General features: G+C 46.6%; 14 protein-coding genes. 3 read left to right on the top strand and 11 right to left on the bottom strand.

Annotated features, from left to right (window positions below; translation table 11 throughout):
• Nucleotides 1-84 precede the first annotated feature (84 nt).
• The 3 genes from hutH to hutC form a co-directional block, all read right to left on the bottom strand.
• Nucleotides 85-1,626 carry a histidine ammonia-lyase gene (hutH, locus tag JEZ96_RS19050; protein ID WP_025007950.1) on the bottom strand — a complete coding sequence of 514 codons (1,542 nt, stop codon included), beginning with the start codon at nucleotides 1,624-1,626 and terminating at the stop codon, nucleotides 85-87.
• Nucleotides 1,627-1,678: 52 nt separating this feature from the next.
• Complete coding sequence (gene hutU / locus JEZ96_RS19055) at nucleotides 1,679-3,346, bottom strand: urocanate hydratase (protein ID WP_061783322.1); 1,668 nt, start codon at nucleotides 3,344-3,346, stop codon at nucleotides 1,679-1,681.
• 144 nt (nucleotides 3,347-3,490) lie between these two features.
• Nucleotides 3,491-4,198, bottom strand: a complete 708-nt coding sequence (hutC, locus tag JEZ96_RS19060; protein ID WP_025007949.1) for a histidine utilization repressor — start codon at nucleotides 4,196-4,198, stop codon at nucleotides 3,491-3,493.
• Nucleotides 4,199-4,432: 234 nt separating this feature from the next.
• Between hutC and hutI the strand changes: the two genes are divergently transcribed.
• Complete coding sequence (hutI, locus tag JEZ96_RS19065; protein ID WP_025007948.1) at nucleotides 4,433-5,659, top strand: imidazolonepropionase; 1,227 nt, start codon at nucleotides 4,433-4,435, stop codon at nucleotides 5,657-5,659.
• Nucleotides 5,660-5,756: 97 nt separating this feature from the next.
• Here hutI and JEZ96_RS19070 read toward each other — a convergent pair whose 3' ends face one another.
• The 5 genes from JEZ96_RS19070 to JEZ96_RS19090 all read right to left on the bottom strand — a co-directional run bounded on the left by JEZ96_RS19070 (nucleotide 5,757) and on the right by JEZ96_RS19090 (nucleotide 8,697).
• A complete protein-coding gene (locus JEZ96_RS19070) occupies nucleotides 5,757-6,509 on the bottom strand; it encodes a siderophore-interacting protein (RefSeq protein ID WP_025007947.1) in 753 nt (250 codons plus the stop codon).
• Nucleotides 6,510-6,590: 81 nt separating this feature from the next.
• Entirely contained in the window at nucleotides 6,591-7,022 is a 432-nt protein-coding gene (locus tag JEZ96_RS19075; RefSeq protein WP_011791228.1) for a MarR family winged helix-turn-helix transcriptional regulator, read from the bottom strand.
• 167 nt (nucleotides 7,023-7,189) lie between these two features.
• The gene (locus tag JEZ96_RS19080) at nucleotides 7,190-7,546 is read right to left on the bottom strand and encodes a DUF7716 domain-containing protein (protein WP_025007946.1); all 357 of its coding nucleotides are present in this window, start codon (nucleotides 7,544-7,546) and stop codon (nucleotides 7,190-7,192) included.
• A 114-nt stretch (nucleotides 7,547-7,660) separates the two neighbouring features.
• Nucleotides 7,661-8,197: a protein tyrosine phosphatase family protein gene (locus JEZ96_RS19085; RefSeq protein ID WP_025007945.1), complete on the bottom strand. Its 537-nt coding sequence runs from the start codon at nucleotides 8,195-8,197 to the stop codon at nucleotides 7,661-7,663.
• Nucleotides 8,198-8,418: 221 nt separating this feature from the next.
• Nucleotides 8,419-8,697: a hypothetical protein gene (locus JEZ96_RS19090; protein ID WP_227498127.1), complete on the bottom strand. Its 279-nt coding sequence runs from the start codon at nucleotides 8,695-8,697 to the stop codon at nucleotides 8,419-8,421.
• A gap of 225 nt (nucleotides 8,698-8,922) precedes the next feature.
• Between JEZ96_RS19090 and JEZ96_RS19095 the strand changes: the two genes are divergently transcribed.
• A complete protein-coding gene (locus tag JEZ96_RS19095; RefSeq protein WP_061783321.1) occupies nucleotides 8,923-10,746 on the top strand; it encodes a glycerophosphodiester phosphodiesterase in 1,824 nt (607 codons plus the stop codon).
• Between the two features lies 1 nt (nucleotide 10,747).
• Here the strand turns inward: JEZ96_RS19095 and JEZ96_RS19100 are convergent, their stop codons facing one another.
• Nucleotides 10,748-11,176: a hypothetical protein gene (locus JEZ96_RS19100; protein ID WP_011791233.1), complete on the bottom strand. Its 429-nt coding sequence runs from the start codon at nucleotides 11,174-11,176 to the stop codon at nucleotides 10,748-10,750.
• Between the two features lie 380 nt (nucleotides 11,177-11,556).
• Between JEZ96_RS19100 and mtnC the strand changes: the two genes are divergently transcribed.
• Entirely contained in the window at nucleotides 11,557-12,237 is a 681-nt protein-coding gene (gene mtnC / locus JEZ96_RS19105; protein ID WP_011791234.1) for an acireductone synthase, read from the top strand.
• An 84-nt stretch (nucleotides 12,238-12,321) separates the two neighbouring features.
• On the opposite strand, the gene JEZ96_RS19110 is transcribed toward mtnC, so the two are convergent.
• Nucleotides 12,322-13,428, bottom strand: a complete 1,107-nt coding sequence (locus tag JEZ96_RS19110; protein ID WP_025007944.1) for a hypothetical protein — start codon at nucleotides 13,426-13,428, stop codon at nucleotides 12,322-12,324.
• Nucleotides 13,429-13,781: 353 nt separating this feature from the next.
• On the bottom strand, nucleotides 13,782-14,177 hold the full coding sequence (locus tag JEZ96_RS19115; protein ID WP_011918286.1) for a GFA family protein: 396 nt from the start codon (nucleotides 14,175-14,177) through the stop codon (nucleotides 13,782-13,784).
• Between the last annotated feature and the right edge of the window lie 89 nt (nucleotides 14,178-14,266).

Genomic DNA, 14,266 nt, shown 5'->3' on the forward strand with positions numbered 1-14,266 from the left:
GTTATTGTTGATTTTTATATACAGCGTTCAGCAAAAAGGCACAGGTCATAAACCTGTGCCTTTTCGTTCTCGTGCTCAGAGATCCTATAAACTCGGTAAGGTGCCAGCCGGTAAATAGCCATTAAAGCTGGCGGTATACAACAAGTCCGTTGCCGCTTCGATATCTGGTGCGAAGTATCTGTCTTTATCGTAATAAGCGACGACTTCACGCAATTCGGCTTTAGCCTTAGCCACTGCGGTACTTGGCGCTAAAGGAGCGCGGAAATCTAAACCCTGAGCCGCCGCTAACAATTCAATTGCCAGTACACCACGGGTATTTTCGCTCATATCGCGCAAGCGGCGGGCCGCAAAGGTCGCCATAGAGACGTGATCTTCTTGGTTAGCCGATGTTGGCAAACTGTCAACTGATGCCGGATGAGCGTAGGTTTTGTTCTCGGACGCCAATGCCGCCGCCGTCACTTGGGCGATCATAAAGCCTGAGTTAACGCCACCGTTTTTCACCAGGAAAGGCGGCAGTTTCGACAGGCTAGAATCGATTAGCAGTGCAATACGACGCTCGGCAATGGAGCCCAGTTCGGCAATCGCAATAGCCAGATTATCCGCCGCCATCGCCACGGGTTCGGCGTGGAAGTTACCGCCCGAAATGATATCGCCCGTGTCTTGGAACACCAGTGGATTATCGGTTACGCCATTGGCCTCTGTGCCTAACACCTCGGCCGCGTGACGAATTTGGGTCAAACAAGCACCCAACACCTGTGGCTGACAGCGCAGTGAGTAAGGATCTTGCACCTTTTCACAGTTAACATGACTTAAGCTTATCTCAGACTCTTCACCCAGTAGATGACGGAAGACCATGGCCGAATCGATTTGACCTTTCTGACCACGCGCCGCATGGATGCGAGGATCGAACGGGCTACGGCTGCCCATAGCGGCTTCGACGCTCATGGCACCGATCACTGAACTTGCTGCGAACAAGTCTTCGGCGTGGAATAACCCTTCCAGCGCCAGCGCGGTTGAGGCTTGTGTGCCGTTAAGCAAAGCTAGCCCTTCTTTGGCCGCTAAATCGATTGGCTTAAGGCCGGCGATTTCTAAACCTTCGGCAGCGGAAATTAACTCTCCTCGATAGCTCATCTCGCCTTCGCCCAGCATAGGCAAACACATGTGCGCCAGTGGCGCTAAGTCACCCGAGGCGCCGACTGAACCTTTTTCTGGCACGCAGGGATACACTTCGGCGTTCACTAAACTGATTAAGAAGTTAATCACTTCTAAACGAATGCCTGAAAAACCACGACTTAATGAGTTGATTTTTAACACCATCATCAAGCGCACTGTGGCATCTTGCATGTATTGCCCCGTGCCAGCGGCATGTGACAACACGATAGAACGTTGCAGCAATTGCAGATCTTCGGGCGCTATCTTGGTATTGGCCAACAAGCCAAAGCCCGTGTTGATGCCATAAACGGTGCGGCCTTCATCCAACACTTTTTGCACGATTTGCGCACTGGTGTTGATATCAGTAATGGCCTCTGGTGCGAGTTCCAGTGTCAACTTATGACGGCTGATTTCGCGCAATTGCGCTAGGCTCAAGCTGCCCGGCGTTAACACTAAGTGGTTCACAGATTTCATATTTTTAGCTCCAAGCTTTTAGTTATTATTGTTATTGAGTCGTTAGCATCGGCTAGTCTTGCATAGGTAAATCGAGGCCCTGCTCCTTGGCGCAGTTTTTCGCAATCTCGTAGCCCGCATCGGCATGGCGCATCACGCCTGTCGCAGGGTCGTTCCACAGCACACGGCCAACCCGTTTTGCCGCCGCATCTGTGCCGTCGCACACAATGACCACACCCGAATGTTGGCTAAAGCCCATACCGACGCCGCCGCCGTGGTGTAAAGATACCCAAGTTGCGCCGCTGGCGGTGTTGAGTAGTGCATTCAATAATGGCCAATCGGATACCGCATCTGAGCCGTCCAGCATAGATTCGGTTTCGCGGTTCGGGCTGGCCACTGAGCCAGAATCTAAGTGATCACGGCCAATTACCACGGGCGCCGACAACTCACAGTTTTTAACCATTTCGTTAAAGGCTAATGCCAAGCGAGCGCGATCTTTTAAGCCAACCCAGCAAATACGCGCTGGCAAACCTTGGAAGGCGATACGCTCGCGCGCCATGTCTAACCAATTGTGTAGGTGTGGATTATCTGGGATCAGTTCTTTGACTTTAGCGTCGGTTTTGTAGATATCTTCGGGATCGCCAGATAACGCCACCCAGCGGAACGGGCCAATGCCTTCACAGAACAGTGGGCGAATATAAGCAGGTACAAAACCAGGGAAATCGAAGGCATTTTCAACGCCCATTTCAAACGCCATTTGGCGAATGTTGTTACCGTAATCGAGCGTGGCTGCACCCGCGGTTTGCAGGTCGAGCATGGCTTGTACTTGCACCGCCATCGAGGCTTTCGCCGCCTTAATCACAGCAGCTTCGTCGGTTTTACGCATGGCCGCAGCCTCAGCCATAGTCCAGCCCTGCGGCAGATAACCGTTTAATGGATCATGGGCCGAAGTTTGGTCGGTCACCACATCAGGAGTAACGCCACGTTTAACTAATTCAGCAAACACATCGGCGGCGTTAGCTAATAAGCCCACTGATACTGGCTTGCCAGCTTGGTTCGCTGCTTCAATCATGGCTAATGCTTCATCGAGCGAAGTGGCTTTTTTGTCGACATAGCGAGTACGCAAACGGAAATCAATGCGGGTTTCGTCGACTTCACAGGCTAACACCGAGAAGCCAGCCATAGTGCCTGCCAGCGTTTGTGCGCCGCCCATGCCGCCTAACCCGCCGGTGAGGATCCATTTGCCTTTAGAGATACCCTCAAAGTGCTGTTTTGCGACCGACACAAAGGTCTCGTAAGTGCCTTGGACTATGCCTTGAGTGCCGATATAGATCCAAGAACCGGCCGTCATCTGGCCGTACATAGCCAAACCGAGCTTATCTAACTCGTTGAAATGCTCCCAGTTCGCCCAATGTGGCACTAGGTTTGAGTTAGCAATCAATACGCGCGGTGCATCCGCATGGGTGCGAAATACGCCCACAGGTTTGCCCGATTGCACTAATAAGGTTTCGTCGTCTTCGAGGCGCTGTAGGACTTCGATGATTTTGTCGTAACAGTCCCAATCGCGGGCGGCGCGGCCAATACCGCCGTAGACGACTAAGTCTTCTGGGCGCTCGGCCACATCGGGATGTAAGTTGTTCATTAACATGCGCATTGGCGCTTCTGTGAGCCAACTCTTACAGCTTAATTGTGTGCCATGCGGTGCAATAATACGGCGGCTTGGGTCGTGGCGCTTATCCATTGAATTTTCCTCTTTCAACCTGTGGTGCTAACTCGTATTCGCTAAGCCGCTAATATGGGTTAGCACTATCGTTTTTATCTTTTAACTTATAAGGGTACAGCTATTAAAATTACTGATTTACATCTGTTAATAACGCCACTGGCGTTACTTGCTAAAGGTTAAGTGGCCGCCGAGTTTAAAACGGCTACCTGGATGAACTAATTTTGCGAAACTCACGACGCCTTGGCGTGACCAAGTGCGGCGTAAAATCTGTAAACAGGGCTCAGTGGCGGGGATTTCGAGCCTTTGCTGTAATTCTTCACTGGCGATAATCGCTTCAATCGTGTGATGCGCCTCGGTCAGCGGTGCCACTTGGGACAAATATTCGTGGGGTGTCTGCAGGGTAAAATCCTGCAATAAATAATCGGGCACTAACTCGGGATTCACATAACGCTCTTCGACTTGCAACGGTAAGCCCTGCTCGCAATGCACTAAGATCGAATGGAATACCGTCGCACCGTGCTCAAGTCCAAGGGAAATAGCGATACTCGTACTCGCCACAACTTGCTCTAACACCCATTGCTGCACGCTATAGCCATGACCGCGGTCTTTTATCTCATCGGCAATATTGCGGATCGCCAACATAGACGACTGGGATTTACACCCAGCGACAAAGGTGCCTAGCCCTTGAGAACGCTCAAGCACACCGCTATCCGTCAGCTCGGTTAGCGCACGTCGCGCCGTCATTCGGCTGCAGGTAAACAAATCGGCAAGCTGATTCTCAGAAGGCACGCGAGCATGCTCTTCCCACTCACCCGACTCGATAGAGGAGATAATGTATTGCTTAATTTCTGCAAACTTAGGAGTAGCCAAAATATTTCCTCTTAAATTCAGCTTCTTGTTACAGTGGCCATTGTGAAAGCGACTCTTGTTAAAGTGACTCTTGCTAAGGCAACCTAAGCACTGGCCTGTCATGCCACTTTCAAACGGTCAAAATTGCGGCTACAATCCTAGCTTGTATATACAAGTAAATACAAGCCAGCTCACATAAATTTAATAAACCGTTAATCACTTGGTTAACATCTGCCAGCACAGCGAGGGGAATACATGTCTTGGGATCAGGTTTGGATAGACGTTAACTTAGCCACAATGGACCCTTCCGTATCAGCACCTTATGGTGCGATCACCAACGCGGCCATCGCAGTAAAAGATGGCAAAATTGCTTGGCTTGGCCCCCGCAGCGAACTGCCCGCCTTCGATGTTTTGTCAATTCCCGTTTACAGGGGCAAAGGCGGTTGGATCACCCCAGGATTAATTGACGCCCACACTCACTTAATCTTTGCCGGTAATCGCGCCAATGAATTTGAGTTACGCCTACAGGGCGCCAGTTACGAAGACATTGCTCGTGCAGGTGGCGGCATTATTTCAACCGTTAAAGCTTGCCGCGAAGCGGATGAAGCAGAATTATTTGAACTCGGCCGTCAGCGTTTAAACGCGCTAGCCAAAGAAGGGGTGACTACGGTTGAGATCAAATCGGGTTACGGCTTAGATACTGAAACTGAATTGAAAATCCTCCGTGTCTCCCGCGAGCTCGGCAAGCATCACCATGTAGATGTAAAGACCACATTCCTTGGCGCCCATGCGATTCCGCCAGAATATAAAGACAATAGCGACGGCTATGTCGACTTAATTATCAATAAGATGCTACCCGCAGTGATCGCCGAAAATCTTGCCGATGCAGTGGATGTGTTCTGCGAGAATATCGCCTTTAACCTTGAGCAAACCGAACGGGTACTCAGCGCAGCCAAAGCGGCGGGCTTAGAGATTAAGCTCCATGCCGAGCAGTTAACCAATATGGGCGGCAGCGCACTGGCCGCACGTCTTGGTGCTAAGTCTGTGGATCATATCGAATATTTAGATGAGGCAGGCGTAAAAGCCTTAAGTGAAAGCGGCACCTGCGCCGTACTGCTGCCGGGCGCCTTTTACTTTTTGCGGGAAACCCAAAAACCGCCTATTGATTTACTGCGCCAATACGGCGTACCTATGGTGCTCGCCAGCGATTTCAACCCAGGTTCATCCCCCATTTGCTCAACCCTGTTGATGCTGAATATGGGCTGCACCTTGTTCCGTTTAACGCCAGAAGAAGCCCTAACAGGACTCACCTTAAATGCCGCCAAAGCACTCGGAATTGAAGATAACGTCGGCAGTTTAGTCGTTGGCAAACAAGCCGATTTTTGTCTGTGGGATATCGCCACGCCTGCGCAGTTGGCCTACAGCTATGGCGTCAATCCCTGCAAAGATGTAGTGAAGAATGGCAAGCTAGTTCACCAGTAGCATAAGTGCATCAATAATAGGTGCATCAGCAGCAAAAACGGCATAAGCGAAAGGTTAGATAAGGTCGCTAAATCAAACTTGGCGATCTTATCTAGATTTAAGCACTGGCCCCATTTTCTAACTGTTCATCTTCTTGTTTTACTAGCTTATGCTCGCTCTCATTACAGCCTATTTTCCAATAGCTCGAGGTATAAAAATGACTCTTAGGCAATGAATGCGCTTGCTTAAAGTGCCTTCTTAACGCGCGCATGCTATTAAATTCACAGGCAATCCATACGGCTGGCTCGCCAGCAAGCCAAGGTAATTGGGCAATTCGCTCGACCAAAGGACGGCCTTCGGGATCGGCCTCAGGATTGATCACCCAATGCAGCTCGACATGTTCAGGATGCACTAAAGGTTGAATATCTGCTTCACTTAGCACTTCAATCACAGCGTAACCCACTGCATTGTTTGGTAATTTTGCCAGATTCACGCTAATGGCGGGTAAGGCTGTCATATCACCTGCGAGTAAAAACCAATCCGCCTCAAAGTTGATCAGTTTTTTAAGTCCGGGTCCGCCAATTTGAATGAGTTCGCCCACCTGCGCCGTTTTCGCCCAACTCGATGCGGGACCGTCAGTATCGTGCAGCACAAAATCCACATCGATTTCATCATCGCGTTGCTGACGGATAGTGTAAGTTCGCATTAATGGACGCTCACCCGCTTGTGGGAATAACAACTTGATATAGGCACTCTCTTGATCGGCAGGAAATCCAGCCAATCCCGCACCGCCTAAGGTGATGCGTAACATATGCGGAGTGATATAAGTCGAGCGGATCACTTCTAGCTCACGTGGTGCAGGTTTATTCATCATTTTATCCAATTGAGTTTCCAATCTAGCGCCTGTTATTCAGCCCTGTAGCTCTGGCTTTGTGTACTACCATAGGCACGGTCAACACTCAGGGTTATCAACACTATCGCTAATGATGTTGGCAAGCCGAATAAATGTGTTGATGTCATCGGGGCTGAGTGCTTGAGTGATATGTGCGACAGTTTGCCGTTCTGCAGCATTTATTTGAGTCATCAACTTTTCCCCTTCTGTCGTTGGCCTAAGCAACTGGCTACGACCATCCTTGGGATTATCGATTTTAGTGATCAGCCCACTCTGCTGTAGCTCATTAAGAACACGGGTAATTTGTGCTTTATCCCGCTGCATACGTAGGGCAATAGATTGAGCCGTCGATTCAGGATTACGGCAAATGCCCTTTAAGGCACGGATATGGGTGACAGGTAAATTAATCTCTTGTGCATTAATATCCGCCCGTAATTGCTTTTTGTAGGCATGCACCAACCTGTGCAAAGTTTCACCGAGTGATAAGGACATATTGAACTCTCGACATAGTTGACAGTGTCAACAATACCGAGATTGGTTGATTGTGTCAACTATATCGACTAGCGTTAAACGATTATGACGATGCAACATTATAAATCGGAGCTTTATTCCGTTCCGTAATGCTCATGCGTCACCTTACCTATACACTCATTAACGCTTTAGAGGCAAATAAACGCATCTCGCTCAAAATAAAAAAGAATAGCTTCAAGTAATTCGCTATCCGTCCATTGCGCTTTTTGCATTGTGTAGTTGTCAATGACATCTTCGATTTGATCCATATTCAAGAAGTAACAATAGCCACTTTTAAACAGGCTATTTTCAAACTCATCAAATTCTTGATCCGAAAAGTTATTGGTATTACCCACTATCGGTAATAAAGTTGTCGTGAGTTGAATATCATCATTCTGTGAAGTGTCCTCATAAACAAGCCAATATCCGAGACCTCGATTAGAAATACATTTATCTATCCAGCCCGTTACTGATTCAGGCCTACCAAGAAATGGTGTTATATCCACTGATATTTTTCCTTTAAATGTCAATGCTTGTTAGATGACAAAAAATTATGTTTTGGCGCTATTCCATTCTTCCTCGAATTAGCGCCATCACATTATAGGGCGTGTAGCCAAGGATCAATGCCCGTATTTAGCACTCACTTCCGTAAGTAACGCTTGCCATTTAGGGTAAATCGCTAACTCATCATTCCATGGCGCCATGGTCTGTGCCATGTTGGGATTTTGGCCTTGTTTTAACTGATATAAATAAGCAAACGCTGAGGCTCGATAATTAGCGAGACAATGCACTAACACATCTTTCCCCTTATGCTGATCCATAGCAGCAAAGAAGGCTTCGACATCTTCGACCTTTGGATTTTGCCAATCCACGGGAATATACACATAGTCCATTCCGGCCTGAGTCACGAGTTTACCTTCATCAGGGTGGGCATCTTTACTGCTATCCGGCATCAAGTTGATCACCACATCCACACCCGCTTGTTTAAGCAGTGAAAATTGCTGCTCATTTGGTAAACCTGAACTTAATAACTGCGGCGCTTGCTGTTGTAATGCACGAATACCCTGAAGATTTTCGATCGATTCTATATTGGCATTCGCCAGTGGAGCCCCCAAAAACAGGGCAAGAACAAGGCTTGAAAGTACGGGATTTCTCATCAATAACTCCTTGGCTAACATAAAAATCAGAGGCTTGCTTAATCCTCTGATAATCCTGTACCACCGAAGTTCAGCAAATATCATCCCAATCCACCACGAATGCACAAACCTTTGAGCTAGCACTCATTTTTCGCGCCGAATTAACGGTTTCATCTTGGGAGATTTAGCAATCGGTTGCAAATATCGATGACTTACCTATCAACATTTTTAAAAGCAACTAGCTAAAACATATTAAAAATCAACCATAAAAACAAAATAGAAGGTATTACCATCAGCGTGCTCACAACCACATATACCCAATGTTTGAAATAGATAAAGATCCCGATACCCACAATATTGGCAACAACAATAGAAATCACCAGCAGCAAAGGGGAGACAATATGTGCAATATTATTCAAAACTCGAGATGTTGGGATATGGATTATCACTCCCGTAGAATTTAGCACAATCAACACAGCCAGTAATGAAAATGCCATCAGTACCCCAAAAAACTTACTCATTGTCCCTATCAACCTGTTATCCATACATCCATCAGGATTATAAAGGTTCGCCCCCCTATATGGCATACACTATTGAGTGTAATTATCTGTTTTACAAAGCACGCCACCGAAAGCAACAGACAGGCATAAATCATCATCTTACCCAAGGTAATAAATTCGATGACTAACCTTAAACCTGAAACGCTGCTAAATTACCCTCCTCTCTGGCGCAAATAAGGAAGCTGCATGCTTTATCCCGAGCACAATTACTGGCGTGACACCCTTGCGGTGATTCGGCTCCGCGGTAGAAAACTGATTGAATTTGAACTGCTATTTACCTTGGTTTCGGCGGGGCTTATCGTACCTGCTTTTAGCTGGTTATTGCGCCATCTTATCGCCCAAACAGGCAATGTTACGATCACCAATTACGACCTTATGGCTTTTGCCATGTCGCCCTATGGCCTGTTATTTATGGTCATCACGCTCTTTAGCAGCTTTTCGGTATTTTTCACTCAACGGGCGGGCGTCACGATACTTGCTGCATCAGGCTTATACGACATTCCCATCGGCCCTGTGCGGGCGCTTATTTTTGCGGCTGGGCGTTTACCTATTTTTATCCGTCTCGGGAGTACCTACGCCGCTTGTTTACTGCTACTGAGTGTACCTTTTATCGGGTGTGGTTATTTGGCTTTTAGCCTATTTTTACAAGGGCATGACATCAACTACTACCTTTATTACAAACCGATAGAATGGTATTTCGCGCTAACAAGTATCCTTGTATTGGCATTAATTTATGCCCTTATTGCGCTGTATTTATGGGCAAGAACTGCTTTTTCGCTGACCATTATTGTGAGTGAGACGATTAGCGTGCTCAACGCACTTAAGCGTAGTTGGCAATTAAGTGCCGGAAATGAACGTAGAATTATGTGGCATGCGGCGGGTTGGTGGCTAAGGATTGGCGCTTTAGTTTATCCCTTAATATTGCTTATTTCATGGGGAGCCGACATCTTACTCGACAAGGTTTCATTAACACTTTCGGCTGAATTAGCCATTTTGGCCTTTGTTTCCGCATTAATCCTAATGCTCAGTGCGGCATGGTCCTTACTCGGCATGTTTGGGGAAGCCTTTATCATTTTACTGCTGTACCGCCAGCTAGGGGAAAAACCCGCAGGGTTAGAACGCCTTGGGCGACAAACGGTAAAAAGAACGTCCGAACTGTCGGTTTATACGATAAGCGGGGTGTTGGTCGGCACTTTTTTAATCATGTTTGGCTTGGGGATATATGCTCTCAACACTGAGCCACAACGGGATGAAATCCTGATTACGGCCCACCGTGCTGGCGCAGCTAGGGCGCCAGAAAATACTCTCGCGGCTTTACGTTTAGCCATTGCAGAAAAGGCCGATTATGCTGAAATCGATGTGCAAACTGCGGCTGATGGTACATTAGTGGTACTGCATGATGCTGATTTAATGCGTATAGCGGGCGATCCTCGGCGAGTTGCCAACCTCACGGTAACAGAGATGCAAAGGTTAGATGTCGGTCGCTGGCACAGTGTAGCCTTTGCGGGGGAATTCGTTCCGACACTGGCGCAGATGCTTAATGAAGCACGCAATAAAATTGGTTTAAATATTGAGCTTAAATATAACCAAGCGGATCCCAGCTTGGCTCAGGCTGTGGTTAGCCTGTTACAACAAGAGCAAATGACACAGCAAGTGGTCATTACTTCGCTCGAAGCGAGGGCAATAGAAGAAGTGCAACGGCTCGATCCCTCTATCCGTACGGGCCTTATTGTCACCCAATCAATCGGCGATCCTAGCAGGGCAAATACACAATTTTTAGCCGTAAATCAGGCAATGGCTAATGAAAAATTTATTGCACGTGCACATAAAGGCGGCAAGCAAATCCATGTCTGGACGGTGAATAATCCACGGCAAATGCTACGTATGTTAGCGTTGGGAGCGGATGTACTCATCACCGATTATCCAAAGGAGGCGGTGGACATTCGGGAACAGTGGTTAGCACTCACTCCTGTAGAACAAACGGCACTACGCCTACGCTATATTCTCTAAATTAAGCATTATTCGTATGCTTGCGCTTAACACTACGCTGAAGCAACCAAAAAATGATCAATACTCCAAAGGAGGCAGTAAAGGTGGTCAGCGTTAGCGCAAACCCTTTAAAGGAAAGTAGATTTAAGGAAATGCCATCCAAAACTAAAACAGCTAAGCCGAGTGGCATTTGGATAAATACGGCAGCAAACCAATCGTAAGGCAGTCGAGGAAAAAACCGATGATAACAATAAAGCACAAGACCTGATAATAAAATCAATAAGCTAGCATCGTGCGCCGCAAGCCAAAGGTAGGCAAAATTATTATCAGTAATATTGGGTATCGCCTTAAGAAGATCGAGCATATAACCAGCACTGGCCACTAAAGCAAAACTCGTAAAACTCAATACTGCCAATAGCGCGCCAAAGCCAAGTGCGGGTAAATATTTCATTTAACATCTCTCTACTTACAAGGGAAATACACTTCTCACATCCCCTAAAAATCACAACATAGAAGATATGGGGATAAAACTGACTCTAGCTACAATAACAGTCTAAATTTCCCTTAGCTATTAAGACCATAGTCTTATGCTGACAACAAACTTTGCTTGAAAAAACAAGATCAAACTCTGCATTAAGCTAGTGTTTTCAGCGAAGTAAACCAGTAAGCAATTAAAATTACTAGATTAATCAAATTCTCAACACATCAATTAGTGATACTACCCACAATCTAGCCACCCATTTGGGCGAAATAGACTAGCCAACTTAACCAATAACGCTTAGGATCAGGGTTGCATTTTCAAGCCAACATATTGTGGAGTATCAAAACATTATGGGTATCAGAGCCATAGTCGTAGACACAGCAGGCACCACGACAGACCTAAACTTTATCCAAGATGTACTATTCCCCTATTCTGTCAAAGCCTTGCCAGACTTTTTAGAACAGAACCAACACAATGTATTGGTTGAAAACTGTATTTGTGACACTAAAGATATCGCCCTAGAGCCAGAGGCTGACCTAGCGCGTGTAACTGAAATCCTGCAACAATGGGTTAATGAAGACCGTAAAGCCACACCGCTTAAAACCCTACAAGGGTTAATTTGGAAGCAAGGCTATGCCCACGGTGAATTTAAGGGCCATATCTTCCCTGACTTTATTGAAGCGGTGAAGCGTTTTAGCGCACAAAATCTGCGTATTTACAGCTTTTCATCAGGCTCTGTCGACGCCCAAAAGTTGTTATTTAGCCACAGTGACGGCGGTGATTTAACCGAGATGTTTAACGGTCATTTTGATACCCGTACAGGCAATAAGCTAGATAAGCAAGCTTACTGCAATATTCTCAACACCATCAGCTTAAGCCCTAAACAAGTACTGTTTGTCTCTGATGTGATTGAAGAATTAAAAGCTGCCGACGCTGCGGGAATGATGACCTGCCAAATGGTTCGCGACAGCAAACAACGCACCGGTGAGTTCCATAAAATCAGTAGTTTCGACGAACTACTGATTGAATAACACGATTTTTAATAACACAATAATCGACTAATTCAACCAAAGCTGATTTAGCCTATAAAATGAAAGCGACCTTGTGGTCGCTTTTTATTCGCCTAAACCAATATCCTTCCCTGCCAGCGGAAACGCCGCTGAGATACACCGTTTCACTTCAAAACGATAGCCATAGTCGGCGCTTTTATCGGGTGTGATCTGCAAAATTTCGTAATCATTTAATTCGATCACATTCGACCCGGCAGGCTTTTCACAACGTGAGCGACTATTGGCTTCAAGTGTAAAAGCGAATGTCGCTAGCCATTGCCGTACTAAATGCTGATATTGAGTGCGCACCGACGCATAGGCTTTCTTACGTTCCTCCTCTTCTTTAAGGTCTTCGGCGTTACTTGCCATCTGTTCGCTGGTCTGTTTATCGTCTTGGGTATCAAGGGCCGCTTGAGTCAACTCTGCAATCGGCACCGTCAGCACATCGGTCGCATCCGGAATCCTCACCGATTTTGGCTCGGAGGGTGCATGCTCAGAAGCCTGTTGGGTTGTCGTGACCAAATCACCAAATGAGGTTTGAATACGGGTTTCTAAATCAATTAACAGACTCAAGTGGTACAGCACCACAGACGCCAACACGATACGGATCAAAAAAGTCGTTTTACGGAATGAGGTATGCGAGGTGAGCTGTAACGATTTGACACCTAAAGGTTTAAGCAAAAAGATTAAGACTAGGTAGATAGGTATAATTAACTGCAATGCCAACAGCACAATAGCGCTCACCATCAAAAACCAAGCGGGCATATAGAGTAAAATCGCTAAGTTATGGGTGTAATCTAAGTCGCTTGCCGATACCCCGACCACTTCGTTGACTATCGCGCCAGACCAGCCCAAAGCAAAGTTGGCAATAATGGCATAAAACAGCAACAAAACCGCCTTACCCGCTAGGCTGTGCCAAACTCGCTCAAACACTGGCCAGAACTCGATAGCCATAGCGATTACGGCAATCACAGCGACCACTCCCATTGCATCACTACTAAAAGCCAGTATCAAAGCAATAAGATACAACTTTTGCGCAAAAGATAACCTAGACAACCCTTGGGATAAATGACGCCATAGCTTTCCCAAACCTAAACGGATTTCACTCAGTGATGGTAAGCTGAGCTTTCGCAAGTATTGGCGAGTAGACCCAATGTAACCAATTAAATTCATTATTATTTTACATTCCATTGAAATAGTAAGACGGACAACATTTGCCACTGTGATGGCAACGGCATCACTCAATCTCGGTACATTGATAACTTTGGCTATCGCTAGCCAAAGTTGAAGGTTCTGTTTAGAGTCGAATGAAAGCCCTGCAACACCCAAACGCCAGTTTAAATCCAATTAAAATGAACTTGAGAGAGGAAATCAAAGCGGCCTTATGGTCACTTTTGCAAATCGATAAACCTGACTCAGGATTAACTATACGACACTTAACTTCTGCTCGGAAAATACGGTTTTAGCGACAAACATGCCATTAAGTGCAGCAGGAAAGCCAGCATAAACCGACCTATGTTCATAATCTAACGATCCGCAGGATGGTTAACACCATCATTAGTGGGCACATTTTCCAATTCAAATGGGTTTACTCCTTCTAGGCAACCTATGTTATAGCCATATTCATGGGGATTAGAACGCCGTTGGTGATGGGTGTAAATACCGCAGTTGGAGCAGAAGTAATGCTTAGCGGTTTTGGTATTGAATTCATAGAGCTTCAGCGCATCCTCACCCTTGAGGATCTTAATCCCCGCTAGCGGCACTGAGCCAACAATTGCACCTTTACGGCGGCAGATAGAACAATCGCAACGGCGTGGATTTTCGATGCCATTAGGTAATGACAACTCCAATACCACGGCACCACAATGGCAGGACGCTCTGTGTTTTGGCTGAATAAGGGTATTTCCCACTTGTTTAATCACACCCCACTCCTTATGTTATCGCTCGAATGTCCACAGTTTTAGGCTTGTCGCTCGCTCCTTATACTGCTAGTCTGGCCTTCTTAAACGAG

The organism is Shewanella putrefaciens, assembly GCF_016406325.1.
In the GTDB taxonomy this organism is placed as follows: domain Bacteria; phylum Pseudomonadota; class Gammaproteobacteria; order Enterobacterales; family Shewanellaceae; genus Shewanella; species Shewanella putrefaciens.

What these genes read in the sequence shown, in the direction of transcription:
- hutH (WP_025007950.1), bottom strand. Translation starts at nt 1,626, where the DNA reads ATGAAATCTGTGAACCACTTAGTGTTAACGCCGGGCAGCTTGAGCCTA.
- hutU (WP_061783322.1), bottom strand. Translation starts at nt 3,346, where the DNA reads ATGGATAAGCGCCACGACCCAAGCCGCCGTATTATTGCACCGCATGGC.
- hutI (WP_025007948.1), top strand. Translation starts at nt 4,433, where the DNA reads ATGTCTTGGGATCAGGTTTGGATAGACGTTAACTTAGCCACAATGGAC.
- JEZ96_RS19070 (WP_025007947.1), bottom strand. Translation starts at nt 6,509, where the DNA reads ATGAATAAACCTGCACCACGTGAGCTAGAAGTGATCCGCTCGACTTAT.
- JEZ96_RS19075 (WP_011791228.1), bottom strand. Translation starts at nt 7,022, where the DNA reads ATGTCCTTATCACTCGGTGAAACTTTGCACAGGTTGGTGCATGCCTAC.
- JEZ96_RS19085 (WP_025007945.1), bottom strand. Translation starts at nt 8,197, where the DNA reads ATGAGAAATCCCGTACTTTCAAGCCTTGTTCTTGCCCTGTTTTTGGGG.
- JEZ96_RS19090 (WP_227498127.1), bottom strand. Translation starts at nt 8,697, where the DNA reads ATGAGTAAGTTTTTTGGGGTACTGATGGCATTTTCATTACTGGCTGTG.
- JEZ96_RS19095 (WP_061783321.1), top strand. Translation starts at nt 8,923, where the DNA reads ATGCTTTATCCCGAGCACAATTACTGGCGTGACACCCTTGCGGTGATT.
- JEZ96_RS19100 (WP_011791233.1), bottom strand. Translation starts at nt 11,176, where the DNA reads ATGAAATATTTACCCGCACTTGGCTTTGGCGCGCTATTGGCAGTATTG.
- mtnC (WP_011791234.1), top strand. Translation starts at nt 11,557, where the DNA reads ATGGGTATCAGAGCCATAGTCGTAGACACAGCAGGCACCACGACAGAC.
- JEZ96_RS19110 (WP_025007944.1), bottom strand. Translation starts at nt 13,428, where the DNA reads ATGAATTTAATTGGTTACATTGGGTCTACTCGCCAATACTTGCGAAAG.